This is a genomic window from Amycolatopsis viridis, assembly GCF_011758765.1.
Lineage (GTDB): Bacteria > Actinomycetota > Actinomycetes > Mycobacteriales > Pseudonocardiaceae > Amycolatopsis_E > Amycolatopsis_E viridis.
The window spans coordinates 4,506,023-4,525,170 of record NZ_JAANOU010000001.1; the positions used below are offsets into that span (position 1 = coordinate 4,506,023).

Here is a 19,148-nt window from a genome sequence, read left to right on the forward strand (position 1 = left end):
CCTACCGGGCTCTTGCGTCGTCCGATCGCCGCAGTAAACCCATTAGCGTGTCCAGCGCACCGCCGAGCGCCGCGCGGGAACACCCGGCGTACCCGATCGCCAGCCCGAAGGCCGTCGGCGTGCCCGCGAAGTGCCGGGCCAGCCCGTCCAGGCGGATCCCCCGCGCCCGCCCGGCCGCCAGGCACTCCCGCTCCATCCGGGCCGAGGCGAACGGCACGACCAGGTGCGCGCCCGCGTCGTCCCCCAGCACCGGAACGCCATTTCGGCGCAGCGCCGAGACCAGCATCACCCGTCGCTCGGACAGCTCGCGGCGCAGTTTCCGCAGGTGCCGCCCCAGATCGCCGTGCCGCGCGAGCTCGACGAGCACCCGCTGACCGGCCGGGGAGGGCCGCGTCCCGGTGCGGTCGCGGTGCCCCAGCACGGACGAGGCAACGGCTCCGGGCGCGACCATCCAGCCGGCGCCGAGCGTGGGGGTGAGGATCTTGCTCGTGGTTCCCAGATGCACCACGACATCCGGGGCGAGCGCGGCGAGCAGCGGCAGCGGGGCGACGTCGAAGCGCAGCTCGCCGTCGTAGTCGTCCTCGATGATGAGCATGTTCTCGGCGCGGGCGCGCTCGACGAGCTCGACCCGGCGGGCCGCGTTGAGCCGCGAGCCCATCGGGTACTGGTGCGCGGGCGAGCAGTAGACCCCGCGCACGCCGGCCGGGATCGCGTCGGTGCGCAGGCCCTCGCCGTCCACCGGGACGCCGACGACCTTCAGTCCCGCGCTCAGGAACGCCTCCACCGCGCGCTGGTAGCCCGGTTCCTCCACGGCGACCGTGTCGCCCGCCCGGAACACCGCGCCGGCCAGCTCGAACACCGCGGCGGTGGTGCCGCCGGTGGCCAGTACCGAGTCGGTGCCGACGGCCAGCCCGCGGTGCCGCAGCAGGTGCTCGGCGATCGCCGCCCGGTACTCCGGCAGACCGGCGCGGTGCGCGTGGGTCAGCGGCGGGCTGTCCGCGGCCGCCCGCCAGGCCCGCCGCCACGCGGCGCGGTCGATGCCCGCCGCCCACGGCGCACCCGGGGTGAGGTCGAGCAGCTCGTCCGGCTCCGCCGCCTCGCCCGGCACCACGGGGTGGGCGGGACGGTCGCCGGGTGGTGAGGTGGTGACGTAGGTGCCGGACCCGTGGCGGCCGGTGATCCAGCCTTCGGCGTGCAGCTGTTCGTACGCCGCCGAGGTCACCGTGCGGCTGACGCCCAGCCGCGCGGCCAGTGCCCGGGTGGACGGCAGCCGGTCACCGCCGCGCAGGTGACCGGCCGCGGCGGCGTCGCGCAGCGCGTCCGCGAGTTGCACGGCCAGCGGGGTCACGGCCGCGCGGTCGAGGGTGACGGGCAGGGCCGCGGGCTGGGACACGACAGAAGTGGCCTTTCGGTTTGCTCTCCTGGTGGATCTTTCGAAAGTCCACTATACGCGGCAGGCTGACCGGCATGACCGTTCTCTCGCCGACTCCGCGCAGCACGCTGACCCGGAAGAAGGATCGGGCAGCCACCGATCGCGAGCGCCTGTACGAGGTGCTCGACGAGGGACTCATCTGCCACCTCGGGCTCGTGCTCGACGGCTCCCCCGTCGTGCTGCCGACCGGGTACGGCCGCGACGGCGACACGCTGTACTTCCACGGTTCGACCGGCTCCGGGAACGTGCGGGCCGCGGCGGTCGGCATCGACGTGTGCGTCAGCATCACGCTCCTCGACGGCCTCGTCTACGCGCGCTCGCTCAACAACCACTCGATGAACTACCGCAGCGCGGTGGTGCACGGCAGGGCGCGCGCGGTGACCGGCGAGGAGAAGGTGCACGGGTTGCGAGCGGTGACCGAACACCTGACGCCGGGCTCGTGGGACCACGCGCGCGCGGTGAACGCGAAGGAACTCGCGTCGGTGGCGGTGCTGGCGCTGGACCTCACGGAGGCCTCGGTGAAGATCCGCGCGGGCGAGCCGGTCGACGACCCGGAAGACATGGACAGCCACCAGATCTGGGCCGGCGTGGTTCCGGTCCGGACCACCTTCGGCGAGCCGGTCCCGGCCGGGTACACGCCCGCCGGGGCGCCGGTTCCGCCGCACGTGCGGTCCCGCCGCCGGTAGCCGTCCACCGGGTACCTCCGGTGGGACCCCGCAGGGGTCAGTCGCGGACCGGACCGTCGATCGGGTCCAGGTGGTAGGGCCGCATGACCCGCCCGCCGGTGCGGTAGACGTGCACGCTGATCGCCGGGTCCGGGCCGTCGTTGCGCACCTGGTGCACGTAGCCGGGCCCGAACACGCGGGACTGCCCGGCCGACAGCCGGTGCACCTCGGTGACCCCGCGCCGCGCGACGGTCTCGGACAACCGGCCGGTGACGACGGTGAACGCACCCGTCGAACCGCCGTGGTCGTGCAGGTCGGTCTGCTGGCCGGGCAGCCAGCCCATCAGCCAGATCTCTTCGTCGTCGCGCGCCTCGACGAGCGCGGAGAACCGCTTGTCCGGGTCGTAGCGCAGCAGCCGGCGCCAGCGGTCGCGGTCGGCGGCGAATTCGAGCGCGACCCGCACCGGGTGGCGCAGGACGGGCTTCTCGGCCAGGGCAACGGTGTTGTCCGGAACGGCGAACATGAAAAAGGTGTCCTCTGGGAAAAGGTGGTTGTCGGACTGGCTGGGCTGGGTCAGCGACAACAACAAGGACACAGCGCGGCGCCACGGCGGAGCTCCCGCCGGGTCATCAGGCCACGCGTCGTCATGGCGCCCACCCAACCAGCGGGCCGGGTGGGCGTCAACCTCGTTCCACTTGCTAGGACCACTCGTGTTTCTGACGGCGGCCGAGCAGCTCGGCGCCGACCCGGCGCGGGTCCGCACCCTCGTGGCACACGCGGTGCATCGCGTCCGTGATCGGCATGTCGACACCGTGCTTGCGGGCCAGTTCCCGGATCGAGGTGCACGACATCACGCCCTCGGCGACCTGACCGCCGGTGGCCCGCTGCGCCTGTTCCAGCGTCTCGCCCCGGCCGAGCCGTTCGCCGAAGGTGCGGTTGCGCGACAACGGCGACGAACAGGTCGCCACCAGGTCGCCGACACCGGCGAGCCCGGCGAACGTCAGCGGATCGGCCCCCAGTTTCGTGCCCAGCCGGGCCATCTCCGCCAGCCCGCGGGTGATGAGGGTGGCTGTCGTGTTGGCACCCAGTCCCATGCCGACGGCCATGCCGCAGCTCAGCGCGATGACGTTCTTGGCGGCGCCGCCGACCTCGCAGCCCACCACGTCGGTGTTGGTGTAGGGCCGGAAGTAGGAGTTGAAGCTCGCCTGCTGGATCGCCACCGCGCGGTCGTGGTCACTGCACGCGAGCACGGCCGCCGCCGGCTGCCCCTGCGCGATCTCGCGCGCCAGGTTCGGCCCGGACACCACGACGATCTCGTCCCCGGACACCACGACGATCTCGTCCCCGGACACCGCGGTGATCTCCGCGATCACCTCGCTCATCCGCTTCAGGGTGCCGAGTTCGACGCCCTTGGCGAGGCTGACCAGGATCGCGCCGCGCGGCAACAGCTCCCGCCAGCCCGACAGGTTCCTGCGCAGGCTCTGGCTCGGCACGGCCAGCACGACCGCCTCCGCGCCGGCCAGCGCCTCGGCCGGATCGGGTGTCGCGGTGAGACTGCCGGGCAACGTGATGTCCGGCAGGTAGCCGCTGTTGGTGTGCTTGTCGCGGATCTCCCCGGCGACCTCGGCGCGCCGGGCCCACATGGTCACGTCCCGGCCGGCGTCGGCGAGCACCTTCGCGAACGCGGTGCCCCAGGACCCCGCACCGAGCACGGTGATGCGCTGCACCATCGTCAGTCCGCCACCTCGGGCTTGCGTGCCGGGGGCTGTTCGCCCCGGATGTCGGTCAGCAGCCCGGTGACCCGTTCCATGAGCAGTTCCGTCACCTCCCGCAGCAGCGCCCCGGTCTGCGGCTTGCCGCGGTAGGCGGACAGGTCGACCGGCTCACCGACCTTGTGGGTCACGGTCGTGCGCGGCAGCAGCCGCACCTTCTTGTGGTAGAAGTCGAGGATCTGCTGGGTGCCCCAGCGCGCCACCGGGATCACCGGCACGTCGTTGTCCAGCGCGAGCCGCGCCACCCCGGTGTGCGAGCGCTTCGGCCAGCCCTCCGGGTCCTTGGTGATGGTGCCCTCGGGGTAGATGACGACGACCTTGCCCTCGGACAGCGCCTGGTGCGCGGCGCGGAGGCTGTCGCCGGCTTGGACGGAACCGCGGTAGACGGGGATGCTGCCGGCGCCCACCAGGATCTTGCCGAAGATCGGGGCGCGGGCGAGGCTGTCCTTGGCCAGGAACCGCGGCACGCGCTTCTGGCGGTGGATGAACACGGCGTCGACGGCGGGGTCCATGTGCGAGACGTGGTTCATCACCACCAGCGCGGGCCCCTCCCGCGGGATCCGTTCGGCGCCGAGGTAGACGCGCCTGCCGATCCAGCTCACCGGGTAGAACAGCACGGCGGCGGCTCCGACCCAGAACCCGCCCTTCTCGCGACCGGCCAAGACTCCTCCTGCTGTGGTGTGTGCTGCTGCGAGCTGATCCTAGGTGCATGATTGCGGAAAGATGGGGGTGTGCCCGTACCCGTCGAAATCTCCGGCCTGATCTTGCCCATGAAGCAGCCCAGCGTGGGCAAGTCCCGCCTGCGCGGCGCCGTCGACGAGCGCGACCACGCGGCGCTGGTGCTGGCCCTGGCCTGGGACACCCTGGCCGCGGCGACGGCGGCGGGGGTGCGGCGGGTGCTCGTGGTGGCCGCCGACCCGGCCGCGGTGGCCGGTCTGCGCCGTCCCGGCGTGGAGATCGTCGGCGAAGCCGGTCCCGGCGATCTGAACTCGGCGCTGCGGCAGGGCGAGGCGCTGCTGCGCGAGCGGGACCCCGCGGCCGTCGTCGGGGCGGTGCAGGCCGATCTGCCCGCGCTGCGTCCCGCGGAGCTGGCCGCCGCGTTCGCCGAAGCGGCCGGGCGCCGCGCGTTCACCGCGGACGCCGAGGGCACCGGCACGACCCTGTTGCTCTCCGCCGCCGGCGGCCCGCTGGATCCGCGCTTCGGTCCCGGTTCGGCGGCGGCGCACGCGGCGTCCGGTGCGGTGGCGCTGGAGCTGGCGGCACCCAGCCTGCGCCGCGACGTGGACACCCCGGCCGACCTCGCACAGGCGGGGGAACTCGGCGTGGGTGAGCGCACCCGGGCGGTGCTGCGTGCACGGGAGGTGGCGTGAACATCACCCGGCCGCTGGGCGAACTGCTCCGGGTGGTCCTGCGGAGCACGGGTGAACTGCTCAACCTCTCACTCGGTGTGTCGGCGGGCAGGCCCGAAGTGAGGAACAATGCCAGAGTGAGCAGCGACGAGAACAGCACCCCGCCAACGACCCCACCGGCGTCCGGCGAGACCGCCGCGCCCACGAGGTTCCGCGCGATCCCCTCCGCACCGCCGGCGGTGACCCCGTCCGCCGACGTCCCGCCCGCCTCCCTGCCCGACGACCGGTACTTCAACCGGGAGCTGTCGTGGCAGGACTTCAACGCCCGGGTGCTCGCCCTGGCCGAGGACGCCTCCCAGCCGCTGCTGGAGCGGGCCAAGTTCCTCGCCATCTTCGCGTCCAATTTGGACGAGTTCTACATGGTCCGGGTGGCCGGCCTCAAGCGCCGCGACGAGACGGGCCTGCCGGTGCGCAGTGCCGACGGGCTGACCCCGCGCGAGCAGCTGGCCTACATCGCCAAGCGCAACCAGGACCTGGTCGAGCGGCACACGGCCGCGTTCGAGGAGCACGTGCGCCCGGAACTGGCCAAGCACGACATCCAGATCGTGTCCTGGGCCGATTTGGAGGCATCCGACCAGGCGCGGTTGTCGGACTACTTCACCGAGCAGATCTTCCCGGTGCTCACCCCGCTGGCGGTCGACCCGGCGCACCCCTTCCCCTACATCTCGGGCCTGTCGCTGAACCTGGCGGTCACGGTGCGCGACCCGGAGCTGGGCACCGAACGGTTCGCCCGCGTGAAGGTGCCCAACAACGTGCCGCGCCTGATCCGCGTCGAGCAGCACCGGGAGAGCCGGGTGGCGACCTTCCTCCCGCTGGAGGAACTGATCGCCGCGCACCTCGGCGAGCTGTTCACCGGCATGGAGGTGACCGAGCACCACGTGTTCCGGGTGACCCGCAACGCCGACGTGGACGTCGACGAGGACCGCGACGAGGACCTGCTGCAGGCGCTGGAGCGGGAGCTGGCGCAGCGCCGGTTCGGCCCGCCGGTGCGGCTCGAGGTCGCCAGCGACATGAGCGAGCACGTGCTCGACCTGCTGCTGCGCGAGCTGGAGGTGGACCCGCACGACGTGGTCGAGGTGCCCGGTCTGCTGGACCTGACCTGCCTGCAGCAGCTCTCCAGTTTGGACCGCAAGGAACTGAAGGACCGCCCTTTCGTCCCGGCCACGCACCCGGCGTTCGGTGAGCACGAGACGCCGAAGAGCGTCTTCGCCACCCTGCGCGAGGGCGACGTGCTGGTGCACCACCCGTACGACTCGTTCTCCACGAGCGTGCAGCGGTTCATCGAGCAGGCCGCCGGGGACAGCAAGGTGCTGGCCATCAAGCAGACCCTGTACCGCACGTCCGGTGACTCCCCCATCGTGAACGCGCTGATCGACGCCGCCGAGGCCGGCAAGCAGGTCGTGGCGCTGGTGGAGATCAAGGCCCGGTTCGACGAGGAGGCCAACATCACCTGGGCCCGCACGCTGGAGCGGGCCGGGGTGCACGTGGTCTACGGGCTGGTCGGGCTGAAGACGCACTGCAAGGTCGCGATGGTGGTGCGCCAGGAGGGATCCACGATCCGGCGCTACTGCCACCTCGGCACCGGCAACTACAACCCGAAGACGGCCCGGCTGTACGAGGACGTCGGCCTGCTGACCGCCGACCCGGACATCGGTGCGGACATCACCGACCTGTTCAACGTGCTGACCGGGTACTCACGGCAGGACACCTACCGCAACATCCTCACCTCGCCGGCCGGGATCCGGCGGGGCATCCTGCGGCTCATCGACGAGGAGATCGAGCACAAGCACGCCGGCGCGGAGACCGGGATCCGGATCAAGTGCAACTCGCTCGTCGACGAGCAGATCATCGACGCGCTGTACCGGGCGTCCCGGGAAGGTGTTCCGGTGGAAATCGTCGTGCGGGGCATCTGTGCCCTGAAACCCGGGGTGCCGGGACTGTCCGAAAACATTTCCGTCCGCTCCATTCTCGGGCGGTTCCTGGAGCATTCCCGCATCTTCCACTTCCTCGGCGGCGGCACCTACTGGATCGGCAGCGCCGACATGATGCACCGCAACCTCGACCGCCGGATCGAGGCGATGGTGCAGGTCAAGGACGTGCGGCTGACCAGGCAACTGGACGACATCATGGACTCCGCACTGGACCCGGTCACCCGCTGCTGGGTGCTGACCGAGAACGGCGAGTGGGATCCGTCGCCCGCGGACACCTCGCAGGTCCGCGACCACCAGACCGAGTTGTTGAGGAAGCACGGGGCCAACGGGTGAGTTCTGTTCGTGTCCGCGCCGCGGGTGCGGTGCTGTGGCGCAGGGGTCCGCACGGCGCCGAGGTGGCGGTGGCGCACCGGCCGCGCTACGACGACTGGTCGCTGCCGAAGGGGAAGCTCGACGACGGGGAGACCGTTCCCGCCGCGGCGGTGCGGGAGATCGCGGAGGAGACCGGGTTCCGGGCGAAGCTGGGGCGGCACCTGCTGACGGTGCGGTACCCGGTGGCGTCCGGGCCGAAGAGCGTCGACTACTTCAGCGCGGCGGTCGTCTCGGGGGCGTTCGAGCCCAACGAGGAGGTCGACGAGCTGCGCTGGCTGGCACCGGCCGACGCCGCCGGGCTGCTGTCCTACGACAGCGACCGGTCGGTGCTGGCGGAGTTCACGGCGCTGCCCGCGGGGCTCACGACCTTGTTGCTCGTGCGGCACGCCAAGGCGGGCAAGCGGGACGACTGGAGCGGCGACGACGATCTACGGCCGTTGTCGCCGAGCGGGGTCCGGCAGGCGGGGGCGCTGCGGGTGCTGCTGCCGCTGTTCGGTCCGGACCGGGTGCTGGCGGCTCCGCGGTTGCGTTGCGAGCAGACCGTGCGGGGCCTGGCGGACGATCTCGGGCTGCCGGTGGAGCACGAGGACCTGATGACCGAGGAGAAGTACTGGGAGGACCGGCAGGCGGGACTGGCCCGGCTGCTGGCGATCGTGTCGGCGGGCGGCACGCCGGTCCTGTGCAGCCAGGGCGGGGTCATCCCGGACCTGGTGGCACACGTCGCCAACCGCGGTGGCGTCCGCCTGCCGGTCGACGAGGGCGAGAAGGTGCCGAGTAAGAAGGGCTCGGTGTGGGTCCTGTCCTTCCGCGCCGCTCCCGGTAACGGCGGTCCGCAGCTCGTCGCGGCCGACTACCTGCCCACCGCACTCCCGGTGCCCGCGGCGAGCCACGCCTGAGTCCGTCCGCGCCCGAGTCCGTCCGCAACGGTGCCCGATCGGGCACGCGGTTCCGTGCACCCCGGACAGCGCCCCCGGATCGGCTCACGCGGTTCGGCGCCAGGCGCTTCGCGCCGCTAAAGACATCGCTGTCTCCAGACATCGCTGTCTCCGGGCCAACACCGCGGACGTGAGGGGCGGGGACTTTTCCGGATGTAGCCGGCGCGCGGTCCGGCACCGTCGCGCCACGACCGGCCGGCGCCGGAAACCGCCCGGAACGCGGCAGGGCCCCCGCGAGACGGATCGCGGGGGCCCTGCCGAGAAGCAATGCGCTGACGGCCTACTTCTTCTTCCGGGTCGTGGTGGCCTTCTTCGCGGCCGTGGTCTTCGACGCCGTCGCCTTCGGGGCGGCCTTCGCGGCCGTGGTCTTCTTCGCCGTGGCCGACTTCGCCGCGGTGCTCTTCGACGCCGTCGCCTTCGGGGCGGCAGCCGTCTTGGTGGCGGCCGCGGCACGGGTGCGCGTGCTGGTGCTGCGGGTCGCGGTGGGACGGGTCGCCGTCGCCTTCGCGGTGGTGGACCGCGAGGAGGTGGCGCGCGAGGCGGTGGTACCGGTGCTGCGGGTCGAGGCCGCGGAGCTACGGGTCGAAGTCGTCGTGCGCTTCGCCGCCGTGGCCTTCGGCAGCTTCTTGGCACCGCTGATGACGTCCTTGAAGGTCGTGCCGGCGCGGAAGGCCGGAACGTTGGTCTTCTTCACCTTGACCGTCTCACCGGTACGCGGGTTGCGGGCGGTGCGGGCCGCGCGGGCGCGCTTCTCGAACACCCCGAAACCGGTGATGTTGACCTTCTCGCCCTTCTGCACGGTGCGAATGATGATGTCCACCAGGTTGTCGACTGCCTGGGAAGCAACCTTCTTGTCGCCCAGACGCTCGGAGAGCGCCTCGATCAGCTGGGCCTTGTTGGCCATTCCAGTCCTCCATGAAGAACTACGTGTCACACGGCCACATCGGCCGACTTCACGCACACGGTATTACCAACTCGCCCAAAATTCCAAACGGCGCGCGGAATTTTTCGGCAGGCGGGGCGTGGTTTCCGCCTCCTGAGCGACCCGGTGCGGGTCTTCCGCGCGCCGTTCGGCGTGGTGTGCCCGGCCGGTGGCCGGGTGCGAATCCCTTGCTGATCAGGGAATTCGTGTTATCCGGCGGCCGCCGGGGTGGTCACCGGCTTCCAGCTGGGACGCTGCTCCTCGAACCGGTCGATGTCCTCGGCGTGTCGGAGGGTGAGGGCGATGTCGTCGAGCCCCTCCAGCAGCCGCCAGCGGGTGTAGTCGTCGATCGAGAAGGTCGTCTGGAAGTCCTTGGCCCGCACGGTCTTCGACTCGAGGTCGACCGTGACCTCCGCGCCGGGGTCGTTCTCGAGGATCTTCCACAGCTGCTCGACGTCCGACTGCGCGCACTCGGCGGCCACGAGCCCCTGCTTGCCGGAGTTGCCGCGGAAGATGTCGGCGAAGCGGGAGGAGATGACGACCCGGAAGCCGTAGTTCATCAATGCCCAGACAGCGTGTTCGCGCGAGGACCCGGTGCCGAAGTCGGGCCCGGCGACGAGGACGCTGCCCGAGGAGAACGGCTCCTGGTTGAGGATGAAGTTCTCGTCGGCCCGCCAGGCGGCGAACAGGCCGTCCTCGAAACCGGTGCGGCTGACCCGCTTGAGGTAGACGGCCGGGATGATCTGGTCAGTGTCCACGTTGGACCTGCGCAGGGGCACTCCGATACCGGTGTGCGTCTTGAACGGCTCCATGGTGGCTGGCTCCTTCAGTTCAGGTCTTCGGGCGAGGACAGCGTGCCGCGGACCGCGGTGGCGGCCGCGACGAGCGGCGAGACGAGGTGGGTGCGGCCCCCCTTGCCCTGCCGGCCCTCGAAGTTGCGGTTGGAGGTGGAGGCGCTGCGTTCGCCGGGGGCGAGCTGGTCCGGGTTCATCCCCAGGCACATCGAGCAGCCGGCCTGGCGCCACTCGGCACCGGCGTCGAGGAAGACCTTGTCCAGTCCCTCGGCCTCGGCGGCCTGGCGCACCCGCATCGAGCCGGGCACCACGAGCATCCGGACCCCCTGCGCCACCTTGCGCCCCTGGAGCACCTCCGCGGCGGCCCGCAGGTCCTCGATCCGGCCGTTGGTGCACGAGCCGAGGAAGACGGTGTCGACCTTGATCTCCCGCAGCGGGGTGCCCGGCTCGAGGTCCATATAGGACAGGGCCTTCTCCGCGGCGATGCGCGCGGTCTCGTCGGCGATCGCGGCCGGGTCCGGCACCGACTCCGCCAGCGGCAGGCCCTGGCCGGGGTTGGTGCCCCAGGTCACGAACGGGGTCAGGGTGTCGGCGTCGAGGTCGACCTCGGCGTCGAACCGCGCGCCCTCGTCGGTGCGCAGCGACTTCCAGTACTCGACCGCGGCGTCCCAGTCGGCGCCCTTGGGGGCGTGCGGGCGGCCCTCCAGGTAGGCGAAGGTGGTCTCGTCCGGGGCGATCATGCCGGCGCGGGCGCCCGCCTCGATCGACATGTTGCAGATCGTCATCCGGGCCTCCATGGACAGCGCCTCGATGGCGCTGCCCCGGTACTCCAGGACGTAGCCCTGCCCACCGCCGGTGCCGATCTTGGCGATGACGGCGAGGATGATGTCCTTCGCCGTGACGCCGGGACGGAGCTTGCCGGTCACGTTGATCGCCATCGTCTTGAACGGCCTCAGCGGCAGGGTCTGGGTCGCCAGCACGTGCTCCACCTCGGAGGTGCCGATGCCGAACGCCATCGCACCGAAGGCGCCGTGGGTGGAGGTGTGGCTGTCGCCGCAGACGACCGTCATCCCCGGCTGGGTCAGGCCCAGCTGCGGGCCGATGACGTGCACGATGCCCTGCTCGGCGTCGCCCATCGGGTGCAGGCGGACGCCGAACTCCTTGCAGTTCTTCCGAAGCGTCTCGACCTGGGTGCGCGACACCGGGTCGGCGATCGGGAGTTCGATGTCGACGGTCGGGACGTTGTGGTCCTCGGTCGCGATGGTCAGGTCGGGACGCCGGACCTGGCGGCCGGCCAGGCGGAGACCGTCGAACGCCTGCGGGCTGGTGACTTCGTGCACGAGGTGCAGGTCGATGTAGAGCAGGTCGGGCTCCGCTCCTTCACCGCGGCGCACCGTGTGCGCCTCCCACACCTTCTCGGCCAGAGTGCGCGGCCGCGTGGTGGTCATCTGTCGCTCCTCCCACGAGGTTGATTGGGAGCAAAGGAACCTGAGCGGCGCCGCCGGGCGGCGTCCGGATCTCCGGTTCGATTTTCCCAGATTCTGGACTTCCCAAATCCCGGGAAGCTAGTATCGCGTCGTGGGACAGCATAGCTCTACTGACCAGCAGAGCGGTATCGGTGTGCTGGACAAGGCCGTCGCCGTGCTCCAGGCCGTCGCGGAAGATCCGTGCGGGCTGGCGGAACTGTGCAGCCGGACGGGCCTGCCGCGCGCGACTGCGCACCGGCTCGCCGTCGGGCTGGAGGTGCACCGCCTCCTGCGCCGCGGCCCGGACGGGCGCTGGCGCCCCGGCTCCGCGCTCGCCGAACTGGCCGGCGGCACCGCGGATCCGCTGCTGGACGCGGCGAGCTCGGTCCTGCCGAAGTTGCGGGACCTCACCGGCGAGAGCGTGCAGCTGTACCGGCGCGACGGGGTCCAGCGGGTGTGCGTGGCGAGCGCGGAACCGATGAGCGGCCTGCGCGACACCGTGCCCATCGGCACACGGCTGCCCATGACGGCCGGTTCCGGCGCGAAGGTCCTCGCCGCGTGGTCGGATCCGCACACGCAACGGACGGTCCTGGCCGACGCGGTGTTCGGGGAGCGGACCCTGCTCGAGGTCCGGCGCCGCGGCTGGGCGCAGAGCGTGGCCGAGCGCGAGCCGGGCGTGGCGAGCGTTTCCGCACCGGTACGGGATTCCGCGGGCAACGTCATCGCGGCCGTGTCGGTTTCCGGTCCGGTGGAACGGATCGGGCGCAAGCCGGGGGCGCGCTGGGCCGCGGATCTGCTCGCGGCGGCGGAGGCGTTGCAGGAACGGCTGTAGCGCCGAACTGTTCGCACATCCGTTCGATTCGGTGTAGCGTCGTGGTATGACCGCAGGGCTGCAGGGGTCGCTGTTCGGTCAGGCCGAGGAATGCTCGCTCGGGTCCCTGACCACGACGCGGCGCACGGAACTGGGCGACGGCGCGTGGATCGATCTGCGGCCGGGGTGGCTGACGGGTGCGGACGTCCTGTTCGAGCGCCTGGCGGCGGAGGTGCCCTGGCACGGGGAGCGGCGCCGGATGTACGAGCGGGTGGTCGACGTGCCCCGGCTGCTGTGCTTCTACGGCGAGGAGGACAGGCTGCCGGACCCGGTGCTGGACGCGGCCCGGGAGGCGCTGAGCCGGCACTACGCCGAGGAGCTCGGCGAGCCGTTCCGCACCGCCGGGCTGTGCTTCTACCGCGACGGCCGGGACAGTGTGGCCTGGCACGGCGACACGATCGGCCGCGGTTCGCGGGAGGACACCATGGTGGCCATCGTGTCGGTGGGCGCGCCGCGGAGCATGCTGCTGCGCTCCCGCGGCGGCGGCCCGGCCGTGCGGCAGCTGCTCGGCCCCGGCGACCTGATCGTGATGGGGGGTTCGTGCCAGCGGACGTGGGAGCACGCGATCCCGAAGACCAGCAAACCGGTGGGCCCGCGGATCAGCATCCAGTTCCGGCCCCGCGGGGTGCGCTGACCGCCGGGGCTCCGGTGAGGTCGGCCGAGGAGGAGGACGACCGGGAACAAGTCCCGGGAAAGACAGCAGCTTCTCCCCCAGTGCGGCCCGCGCGTGGCGGGCAGGTCCGTCGGCGGGGGCATACAGCTTCGGATGCCCTCAGCGACGTGTCGGCATCATCCCGGCAGGGATGTCAGTAGCGCGCCCAGCGGTCGCCGAGCGTGGCCCATTCGGTTTCCCACCGCGCCGCACGACGGCGGTCCAGCACCAGGCGCGTGATCCAGTACGCGGCGCTCAACGCGAGAGCGGCGACGAGCCAGGCGAAGAGTCCGGCCAGCACACCGGTCGTGGTCGCGTCCGTCTCGGTGATCGGCGCGGGCGTCGGGTTTCCGGCCTCGTCGATCCACACCGGGATCCGCGCCCCCGCGGTCGCGCCCGGGTCCGCCGGCACGATGCCCGTCTTCGGCTCCCCGCCGTTGTAGGTCCACGCCGCGCGCACCCCGGCCGAGGTGCTCGTCGAAAACGCGCCCTCGGTGGCCGGCACCGGCGCCGCCGCGTCCTCGACGACCGTCGCGGTCACCAGGTGACGAGAAGCGTGCTGCTGCTCGGACACCGCCAGCTGGCCCCCGTACGTCCGGGAACCGGTGAACACCGCCAGCGGAATCGCGACCAGGAGCCCCAGCACCACGACCAACAGCAACGCGGCTTCGACCCGGTCGGACGTTCTGGCCAACGGGTTGCGACCGATGTGCAGGCGCCGCCAGAAACGCCCGAGTGGTCCGGTCACGGTCAGATCCCCCTTCCTCAGCTACCTCGGCAAGCACAAACGCAATACCTACTGTGCCGCGCCCGTACCCGAATTGGCACCGAAACGAGACCAACACCGCTGTGAGTCGCCGCTCACAGCGGAACGAGATCGGGATGTATCCATGCTGGCACCGGACAACGCTTGACGGCATCGACCGAAAGGGCTTTCCGCGCCACACCAGTGCCACGCTGCGTGACCGCATCCACCTGGCGATCGGCGCCTCCGGACGATCAGGCAGCGGATTGCGCACCGGCGACCCCTGGCCACCCCGCCGTCGCCCCTGTTATCGTCCGGTTGATGTGACGCGGTGATTCCACGATCGCAGAATGCGCGCCCGCGTTACACAATTGCGCAACACTTTTCGTCACACGTTTTTCGTTTCTCCAGGTGATCGAAATCGGGCAGGATCACGCGTGAGCCTCCACCGAACGAGTGATGACGCGCGTGCCGGGGGCAGTCGGGGTCACCGCGCGTCTCGAGAACACCACTGGAGTCACTTTGCGTCAGCCCTTGGGCCGCCTCGCGGCGGCCGTGATCAGCGGTGCGCTGATCACCCTCACCGTGGCGCCGGCCGCGCTCGCCGAAGAGAGCACGACCCCGGCGACCACCACCACGACCACGGTCACCGCGCCGGAGACCACCACGACGACCAGCTCCGCCGCCACGACCACGACGTCCTCGGCCGCCACCACCACGACGACGACCCGGCCTTCGCTGACCAGCAGCCCGGCCACCTCGTCGAGCTCGACGACCCCGGGCACGACGCAGTCGCACGGATCGACCTCGTCCGGCAGCACGCCCGCGGAGCCGCCCTACGCCGACGACACCGCCTACGGCATCGACCTGGGCGACGGCACCGGTGTGCTGATCATCGCGTGCGCCGCCGGCGAGCCGGCCGGCGTGCGGTCCCCGGACTTCGACGTCGTCGACGGCCCGTACCAGGAGGAGCAAGACGGCCGGTACTGGGACTACCTGGTCCAGCTGCACGAGGGCAAGTCCTTCGCCGCCGGCGGCGTCCGGGCGGACTGGACGTGCGCGGGCGTCCCGCAGGGCGGCGGCGCCTCCGGCGGCGGCGTGACCCCCGTCCCGGGCTCCGGCGGCGCCGGTGACTGGCAGCAGAGCAACGGCGGCCACGCGCAGGTCTCGTTCGCACCCAAGGACGGTGTCGAGACCGGCTTCGGCGGCACGGCGCGGTTCTGACGCCATGCGCAACCCGTTCGCCGGCCGGGGCGGCCGCGTTCTCGCGGCCGCCCCGGCGGTCCTGCTCGCCCTCGCCCTCACCGGCTGCGGTTCCGATCCCGCACCGGCGCAGGCGGCACCGCCCGCCACGTCGGTCCCGGTGACCAAGCCCTACGACAAGCTGCGGCCCACCCAGGTCCGGATCCCGAAGATCGGCGCCGAGTCCTCGCTCATCTCGGTCGCGGTCAACAAGGACGGCCAGATCGCGGTGCCGTCGGTGGACAAGCCGATGCAGGCCGCCTGGTACCGCCTGTCCCCCGTGCCCGGGGACCTCGGCCCGGCGATCATCCTGGGCCACGTCGACGGCAACCACCAGCCCGGTGTCTTCGCCAAGCTCAAGGACGTCCGGCCGGGCGACGAGATCTTCGTCGAGCGCAGCGACGGACAGCAGCTGAAGTTCGTGGTCGACCACACCACGCAGGTGCCCAAGGACCGGTTCCCGCAGGACGCGGTCTACGGCAACACCGACCGGCCGCAGCTGCGGCTCATCACGTGCGGCGGCGTGTTCGACCACGCCGAGCACAGCTACGTCGACAACATCGTCGTCTACGCGAACCTGGCGTGACCTCCGGTGGTGCCGCCGCCCGCGCGGCACCACCGGCTCACCAGACGTCCCCGTCGCGCCAGTCGCACGTCAGCTCGCCATCGAGGTCGAGCGGTGCGGAGACCGGGAGCACGAAAACGCCACCCGCTTCCTCGGGGGTCGGCGTGGTCCCGGACGGCGTGAGCGCGGACAGCGGCCCGCGCCAGCACGACCAGCCGCGCGCGCGGTAGAACGGGATCGCCTCGTCCGCCGCACCGAGCGCACCCACCTCGTACGCCTCGCGAATCACCCGCTCCAGCGGCGCCATCACCGCGCCCCCGTGGCCGCGCCGCCGGCGGTCCGCGCGCACGCCGACCGCCTCCACGTACCCGGCGCGCCACGCGCGCCCCTGGTGCACCAGCCTGCGCTGCACGACGGACGCGTGGGCCACCAGCTCACCGCCTTCCCAGAGCACCGCGTGCACACCGCCCAGGGCGTGCTCCCAGTCGTGCTCGGACAGGTCGCCCTCGAAGACGTCGGACAGCAGCGCCCGGACCTGGCGGAGAACCGCGGCACCGAGATCGGCGGTGTGGGCGACGAGGAGCTCGGACATCTTCCGGACACCAATCGGGACGGTGGGGTCGCTCACCACGATTGTCCATCGTGGACGAGCGAACTCCCTTGCGGCGCAATGGAAAAAGGTCCGCCAGCCGCATGGCTGGCGGACCTTTTCGATGTACCCCCGATGGGATTCGAACCCACGCTACCGGCGTGAGAGGCCGGCGTCCTAGGCCGCTAGACGACGGGGGCTAGGTCTTCCGTGTTGCGAGAGAGATCTTACCAGAGCGGTTTTTCCCTCTTGCAGCTGGGGTACCAGGACTCGAACCTAGACTAACAGAGCCAGAATCTGTCGTGCTGCCAATTACACCATACCCCAACGGTTCGCCCCTCCGATTCGCGACTCGGAGCAGCTCCGCTGGGAAGAAATATAGCCCAGGCCCGTCAGCGGTGCGTAACCGGGGGGTGGGGTTCAGCGCTGCGCGGGCACCCCGATCATGGCGAACTCGCTGACCAGCAGCTGCGGGAGCTCGTCGAGGCCGCCGATGACGTGCACGCCGTCCGGCACCTCCGGCTCGCCGCCACTGCGGTCGAGCCAGATGCCCTCGAGCCCGGCGTCCCGGGCACCGACGGCGTCGGTGTGCAGCTTGTCACCGACGTGGGCGGCCTCACCCGGGTCGCAGTCGAGCACCGCGCAGACCGAGTGGAACATCACCGGATCCGGCTTGGCGGCACCCACCTCCCCCGCGATGGCCAGGTGGTCGAAGAACCGGGTCAGCCCGAGATCGGCCAGCTTGGCCCGCTGGTGCGCGCCCGAGGCGTTGGTCACCGCGGCGATGAGGACGTCCGCGGCGCGCAGCCACTCCAGGCACGGCAGGACGTCGTCGAACAGCCGCCACGACCGGCGCAGCACCTCCTTGCGACGGCACTCGAACCGGGTCACGTCCTCCGGTTCCACCACGATGCCGATCTCGGCGAGGAAGTACTGGGTGCGCCGGTGGTGCATGCAGGCGTAGTCGATCTCACCCGCGACGACCTGGGCGACGTGCCAGTCGGTGATCCGCTCCCACAGCGGCCACATGTCATCGCGGCCGAGGAGCAACGACAGCGCCCGCTTGCCGGCCGACGTGAAGTCGATCAGCGTGTCGTCGATGTCCAGGCACACCAGCCGCAGCCGGGACGGTCTCCACGGATCCGCCGGGTCCCCCAGACCAGGCTCGGGGACACGGACGCGGGTAGGTGTGCCGGGACGCGCGAAATCCACCCAGCGAGGCTAGGCGAGAACTACGCTGAGCGGTTCGGCCGACAAGGTGATTCAGCGTGTCGATTCCACGGCCGCTGCTTCTACTCTGCGTTGACGGGCAGAGCGTTACGCAGTCGTCCGAGTGAAACTTCGCGCCCGAGCAGCTCCATCGATTCATACAACGGCGGCGACACGGTGCGACCGGTGATCGCGACGCGAACCGGGGCGAAAGCCTTGCGCGGCTTGAGTCCGAGACCGTCCACCAGGGCGTCCTTGAGCGCCTGCTCGATCGCCGCGGTCTCCCACGACGGCAGTGCCTCCAGCGCCGCGATCGACGCGCGCAGCACCGGCTCGGCGTCCGGCTTGAGGTTCTTGGCCGCCGCGTCCTCCTCGGGCGCGAACTCCTCCTCCGGCACGAACAGGAACCGCACCAGCGGCGCAGCGTCGCCGAGCACCGTCACGCGCTCCTGCACCAGCGGCGCGATGGTGCGCCACTTGGTCATCTGCTCCGCGGACGGCTCGGCGGGCAGCACACCGGCGGCCTGGAGGTAGGGCACCACGCGCTGCACGAAGTCCTCGGCATCCAGCGCGCGGACGTGCACGCCGTTGATCGCCTCCGCCTTCTTCACGTCGAACCGGGCCGGGTTGGCGCTCACCTTGGAGATCTCGAACGCATGCACCAGCTCGTCCACGGTGAACGTGTCGCGGTCGTCGGCGATCGACCAGCCGAGCAGCGCCAGGTAGTTCAGCAGGCCCTCGCGGATGAAGCCGCGATCGCGGTAGTTGAACAGGTTGGACTGCGGGTCCCGTTTGGACAGTTTTCGGTTGCCCTCGCCCATGACGTACGGCAGGTGACCGAACTGCGGGGTGAACGCGGCGACACCGATCCGCTCCAGCGCCCGGTACAACGCGATCTGCCGGGGCGTGGACGGGAGCAGGTCCTCCCCGCGCAGCACGTGCGTGATGCGCATCAGGGCGTCGTCGACCGGGTTGGTCAGCGTGTACAGCGGATCGCCGTTCGCCCGCACCAGGACCGGGTCCGGAATCGATCCGGCCGGGAAGCTGATGTCCCCGCGCACCAGGTCGTGCCAGGCCAGGTCCTCCTCAGGCATCCGCAGGCGCAGCACCGGCGCGCGACCCTCGGCGCGGTAGGCCGCGCGCTGCTCGTCGGTGAGGTCGCGGTCGAAGTTGTCGTAGCCCAGCTTCGGGTCCTGACCCGCGGCCTTGCGGCGCTCCTCGACCTCCTCGTTGGTCGAGAACGCCTCGTACAGCTCACCGGCCTCGAGCAGCCGGCGCGCGACGTCGGCGTAGATGTCGCGGCGCTCGCTCTGCCGGTACGGGCCGTACTCGCCGCCGGCGTCCGGGCCCTCGTCCCAGTCCAGACCGAGCCAGCGCAGCGCCTCGAGCAGCTGCTGGTACGACTCCTCGCTGTCCCGGGCGGCGTCGGTGTCCTCGATGCGGAACACCAGGCTGCCGCCGTGGTGCCGGGCGAAGGCCCAGTTGAACAGCGCCGTGCGGATGAGCCCCACGTGCGGGGTTCCGGTGGGCGACGGGCAGAAGCGGGCGCGGACTGTCTCAGTCATAACCCGTTCAGC

The 19,148-nt window shown here is 71.2% G+C and carries 19 protein-coding genes and 2 tRNA genes; 8 read left to right on the plus strand and 13 right to left on the minus strand.

Annotated elements, in window-relative coordinates; translation table 11 throughout:
- Position 1: 1 nt before the first annotated feature.
- A complete protein-coding gene (pdxR, locus tag FHX46_RS22265; protein ID WP_167118443.1) occupies positions 2–1,393 on the minus strand; it encodes a MocR-like pyridoxine biosynthesis transcription factor PdxR in 1,392 nt (463 codons plus the stop codon).
- 74 nt (positions 1,394–1,467) lie between these two features.
- Here pdxR and FHX46_RS22270 point away from each other — a divergent pair, with 74 nt between their 5' ends.
- Entirely contained in the window at positions 1,468–2,118 is a 651-nt protein-coding gene (locus FHX46_RS22270) for a pyridoxamine 5'-phosphate oxidase family protein (RefSeq protein ID WP_167118445.1), read from the plus strand.
- 37 nt (positions 2,119–2,155) lie between these two features.
- Here the strand turns inward: FHX46_RS22270 and FHX46_RS22275 are convergent, their stop codons facing one another.
- From FHX46_RS22275 to FHX46_RS22285, 3 genes are all read right to left on the minus strand, one after another.
- Entirely contained in the window at positions 2,156–2,620 is a 465-nt protein-coding gene (locus FHX46_RS22275) for a cysteine dioxygenase (RefSeq protein WP_167118448.1), read from the minus strand.
- A 175-nt stretch (positions 2,621–2,795) separates the two neighbouring features.
- The gene (locus FHX46_RS22280; protein ID WP_167118451.1) at positions 2,796–3,827 is read right to left on the minus strand and encodes an NAD(P)H-dependent glycerol-3-phosphate dehydrogenase; all 1,032 of its coding nucleotides are present in this window, start codon (positions 3,825–3,827) and stop codon (positions 2,796–2,798) included.
- Between the two features lie 2 nt (positions 3,828–3,829).
- A complete protein-coding gene (locus tag FHX46_RS22285; RefSeq protein WP_167118453.1) occupies positions 3,830–4,531 on the minus strand; it encodes a lysophospholipid acyltransferase family protein in 702 nt (233 codons plus the stop codon).
- A 108-nt stretch (positions 4,532–4,639) separates the two neighbouring features.
- On the opposite strand from FHX46_RS22285, the gene cofC reads away from it, so the two are divergent.
- From cofC to FHX46_RS22300, 3 genes are all read left to right on the plus strand, one after another.
- Positions 4,640–5,239: a 2-phospho-L-lactate guanylyltransferase gene (cofC, locus tag FHX46_RS22290; RefSeq protein ID WP_167121613.1), complete on the plus strand. Its 600-nt coding sequence runs from the start codon at positions 4,640–4,642 to the stop codon at positions 5,237–5,239.
- 116 nt (positions 5,240–5,355) lie between these two features.
- Complete coding sequence (locus FHX46_RS22295; RefSeq protein WP_167118456.1) at positions 5,356–7,542, plus strand: RNA degradosome polyphosphate kinase; 2,187 nt, start codon at positions 5,356–5,358, stop codon at positions 7,540–7,542.
- Positions 7,539–8,477, plus strand: a complete 939-nt coding sequence (locus tag FHX46_RS22300; RefSeq protein ID WP_167118459.1) for an NUDIX hydrolase — start codon at positions 7,539–7,541, stop codon at positions 8,475–8,477. Before FHX46_RS22295 ends, FHX46_RS22300 begins: the two co-directional genes overlap by 4 nt.
- A gap of 319 nt (positions 8,478–8,796) precedes the next feature.
- On the opposite strand, the gene FHX46_RS22305 is transcribed toward FHX46_RS22300, so the two are convergent.
- The 3 genes from FHX46_RS22305 to leuC all read right to left on the minus strand — a co-directional run bounded on the left by FHX46_RS22305 (position 8,797) and on the right by leuC (position 11,680).
- On the minus strand, positions 8,797–9,420 hold the full coding sequence (locus tag FHX46_RS22305; RefSeq protein ID WP_167118462.1) for an HU family DNA-binding protein: 624 nt from the start codon (positions 9,418–9,420) through the stop codon (positions 8,797–8,799).
- A 227-nt stretch (positions 9,421–9,647) separates the two neighbouring features.
- On the minus strand, positions 9,648–10,250 hold the full coding sequence (gene leuD, locus FHX46_RS22310; protein WP_167098693.1) for a 3-isopropylmalate dehydratase small subunit: 603 nt from the start codon (positions 10,248–10,250) through the stop codon (positions 9,648–9,650).
- A 14-nt stretch (positions 10,251–10,264) separates the two neighbouring features.
- The gene (gene leuC / locus FHX46_RS22315) at positions 10,265–11,680 is read right to left on the minus strand and encodes a 3-isopropylmalate dehydratase large subunit (protein ID WP_167118465.1); all 1,416 of its coding nucleotides are present in this window, start codon (positions 11,678–11,680) and stop codon (positions 10,265–10,267) included.
- A 130-nt stretch (positions 11,681–11,810) separates the two neighbouring features.
- Here leuC and FHX46_RS22320 point away from each other — a divergent pair, with 130 nt between their 5' ends.
- Positions 11,811–12,530, plus strand: coding sequence for an IclR family transcriptional regulator (locus FHX46_RS22320; RefSeq protein ID WP_167118468.1), 720 nt, complete (start codon positions 11,811–11,813; stop codon positions 12,528–12,530).
- A 46-nt stretch (positions 12,531–12,576) separates the two neighbouring features.
- Positions 12,577–13,203 carry an alpha-ketoglutarate-dependent dioxygenase AlkB gene (locus tag FHX46_RS22325; protein ID WP_167118472.1) on the plus strand — a complete coding sequence of 209 codons (627 nt, stop codon included), beginning with the start codon at positions 12,577–12,579 and terminating at the stop codon, positions 13,201–13,203.
- Positions 13,204–13,375: 172 nt separating this feature from the next.
- On the opposite strand, the gene FHX46_RS22330 is transcribed toward FHX46_RS22325, so the two are convergent.
- Complete coding sequence (locus FHX46_RS22330) at positions 13,376–13,969, minus strand: Rv1733c family protein (RefSeq protein ID WP_167118475.1); 594 nt, start codon at positions 13,967–13,969, stop codon at positions 13,376–13,378.
- 519 nt (positions 13,970–14,488) lie between these two features.
- On the opposite strand from FHX46_RS22330, the gene FHX46_RS22335 reads away from it, so the two are divergent.
- Together FHX46_RS22335 and FHX46_RS22340 are read left to right on the plus strand one after the other, a co-directional pair.
- On the plus strand, positions 14,489–15,190 hold the full coding sequence (locus FHX46_RS22335; RefSeq protein WP_167118477.1) for a hypothetical protein: 702 nt from the start codon (positions 14,489–14,491) through the stop codon (positions 15,188–15,190).
- Between the two features lie 4 nt (positions 15,191–15,194).
- Entirely contained in the window at positions 15,195–15,794 is a 600-nt protein-coding gene (locus FHX46_RS22340) for a class F sortase (RefSeq protein WP_167118480.1), read from the plus strand.
- Between the two features lie 37 nt (positions 15,795–15,831).
- On the opposite strand, the gene FHX46_RS22345 is transcribed toward FHX46_RS22340, so the two are convergent.
- The 5 genes from FHX46_RS22345 to gltX all read right to left on the minus strand — a co-directional run bounded on the left by FHX46_RS22345 (position 15,832) and on the right by gltX (position 19,136).
- The gene (locus tag FHX46_RS22345) at positions 15,832–16,407 is read right to left on the minus strand and encodes a GNAT family N-acetyltransferase (protein ID WP_390622657.1); all 576 of its coding nucleotides are present in this window, start codon (positions 16,405–16,407) and stop codon (positions 15,832–15,834) included.
- Between the two features lie 82 nt (positions 16,408–16,489).
- A tRNA-Glu gene (locus tag FHX46_RS22350) sits at positions 16,490–16,562 on the minus strand.
- Positions 16,563–16,617: 55 nt separating this feature from the next.
- Positions 16,618–16,689 (minus strand) — tRNA-Gln (locus tag FHX46_RS22355).
- Positions 16,690–16,782: 93 nt separating this feature from the next.
- Positions 16,783–17,475 (minus strand): HAD family hydrolase, encoded by a 693-nt coding sequence (locus tag FHX46_RS22360; RefSeq protein WP_167121614.1) that lies wholly within the window; start codon positions 17,473–17,475, stop codon positions 16,783–16,785.
- Positions 17,476–17,654: 179 nt separating this feature from the next.
- On the minus strand, positions 17,655–19,136 hold the full coding sequence (gltX, locus tag FHX46_RS22365) for a glutamate--tRNA ligase (RefSeq protein ID WP_167118486.1): 1,482 nt from the start codon (positions 19,134–19,136) through the stop codon (positions 17,655–17,657).
- Positions 19,137–19,148: the final 12 nt, after the last annotated feature.

Coding starts and splice junctions, on each gene's coding strand:
- FHX46_RS22270 (WP_167118445.1), top strand. CDS start 1,468: ATGACCGTTCTCTCGCCGACTCCGCGCAGCACGCTGACCCGGAAGAAG.
- leuC (WP_167118465.1), bottom strand. CDS start 11,680: ATGACCACCACGCGGCCGCGCACTCTGGCCGAGAAGGTGTGGGAGGCG.
- FHX46_RS22340 (WP_167118480.1), top strand. CDS start 15,195: ATGCGCAACCCGTTCGCCGGCCGGGGCGGCCGCGTTCTCGCGGCCGCC.
- FHX46_RS22325 (WP_167118472.1), top strand. CDS start 12,577: ATGACCGCAGGGCTGCAGGGGTCGCTGTTCGGTCAGGCCGAGGAATGC.
- leuD (WP_167098693.1), bottom strand. CDS start 10,250: ATGGAGCCGTTCAAGACGCACACCGGTATCGGAGTGCCCCTGCGCAGG.
- FHX46_RS22305 (WP_167118462.1), bottom strand. CDS start 9,420: ATGGCCAACAAGGCCCAGCTGATCGAGGCGCTCTCCGAGCGTCTGGGC.
- FHX46_RS22275 (WP_167118448.1), bottom strand. CDS start 2,620: ATGTTCGCCGTTCCGGACAACACCGTTGCCCTGGCCGAGAAGCCCGTC.
- FHX46_RS22280 (WP_167118451.1), bottom strand. CDS start 3,827: ATGGTGCAGCGCATCACCGTGCTCGGTGCGGGGTCCTGGGGCACCGCG.
- gltX (WP_167118486.1), bottom strand. CDS start 19,136: ATGACTGAGACAGTCCGCGCCCGCTTCTGCCCGTCGCCCACCGGAACC.
- cofC (WP_167121613.1), top strand. CDS start 4,640: ATGAAGCAGCCCAGCGTGGGCAAGTCCCGCCTGCGCGGCGCCGTCGAC.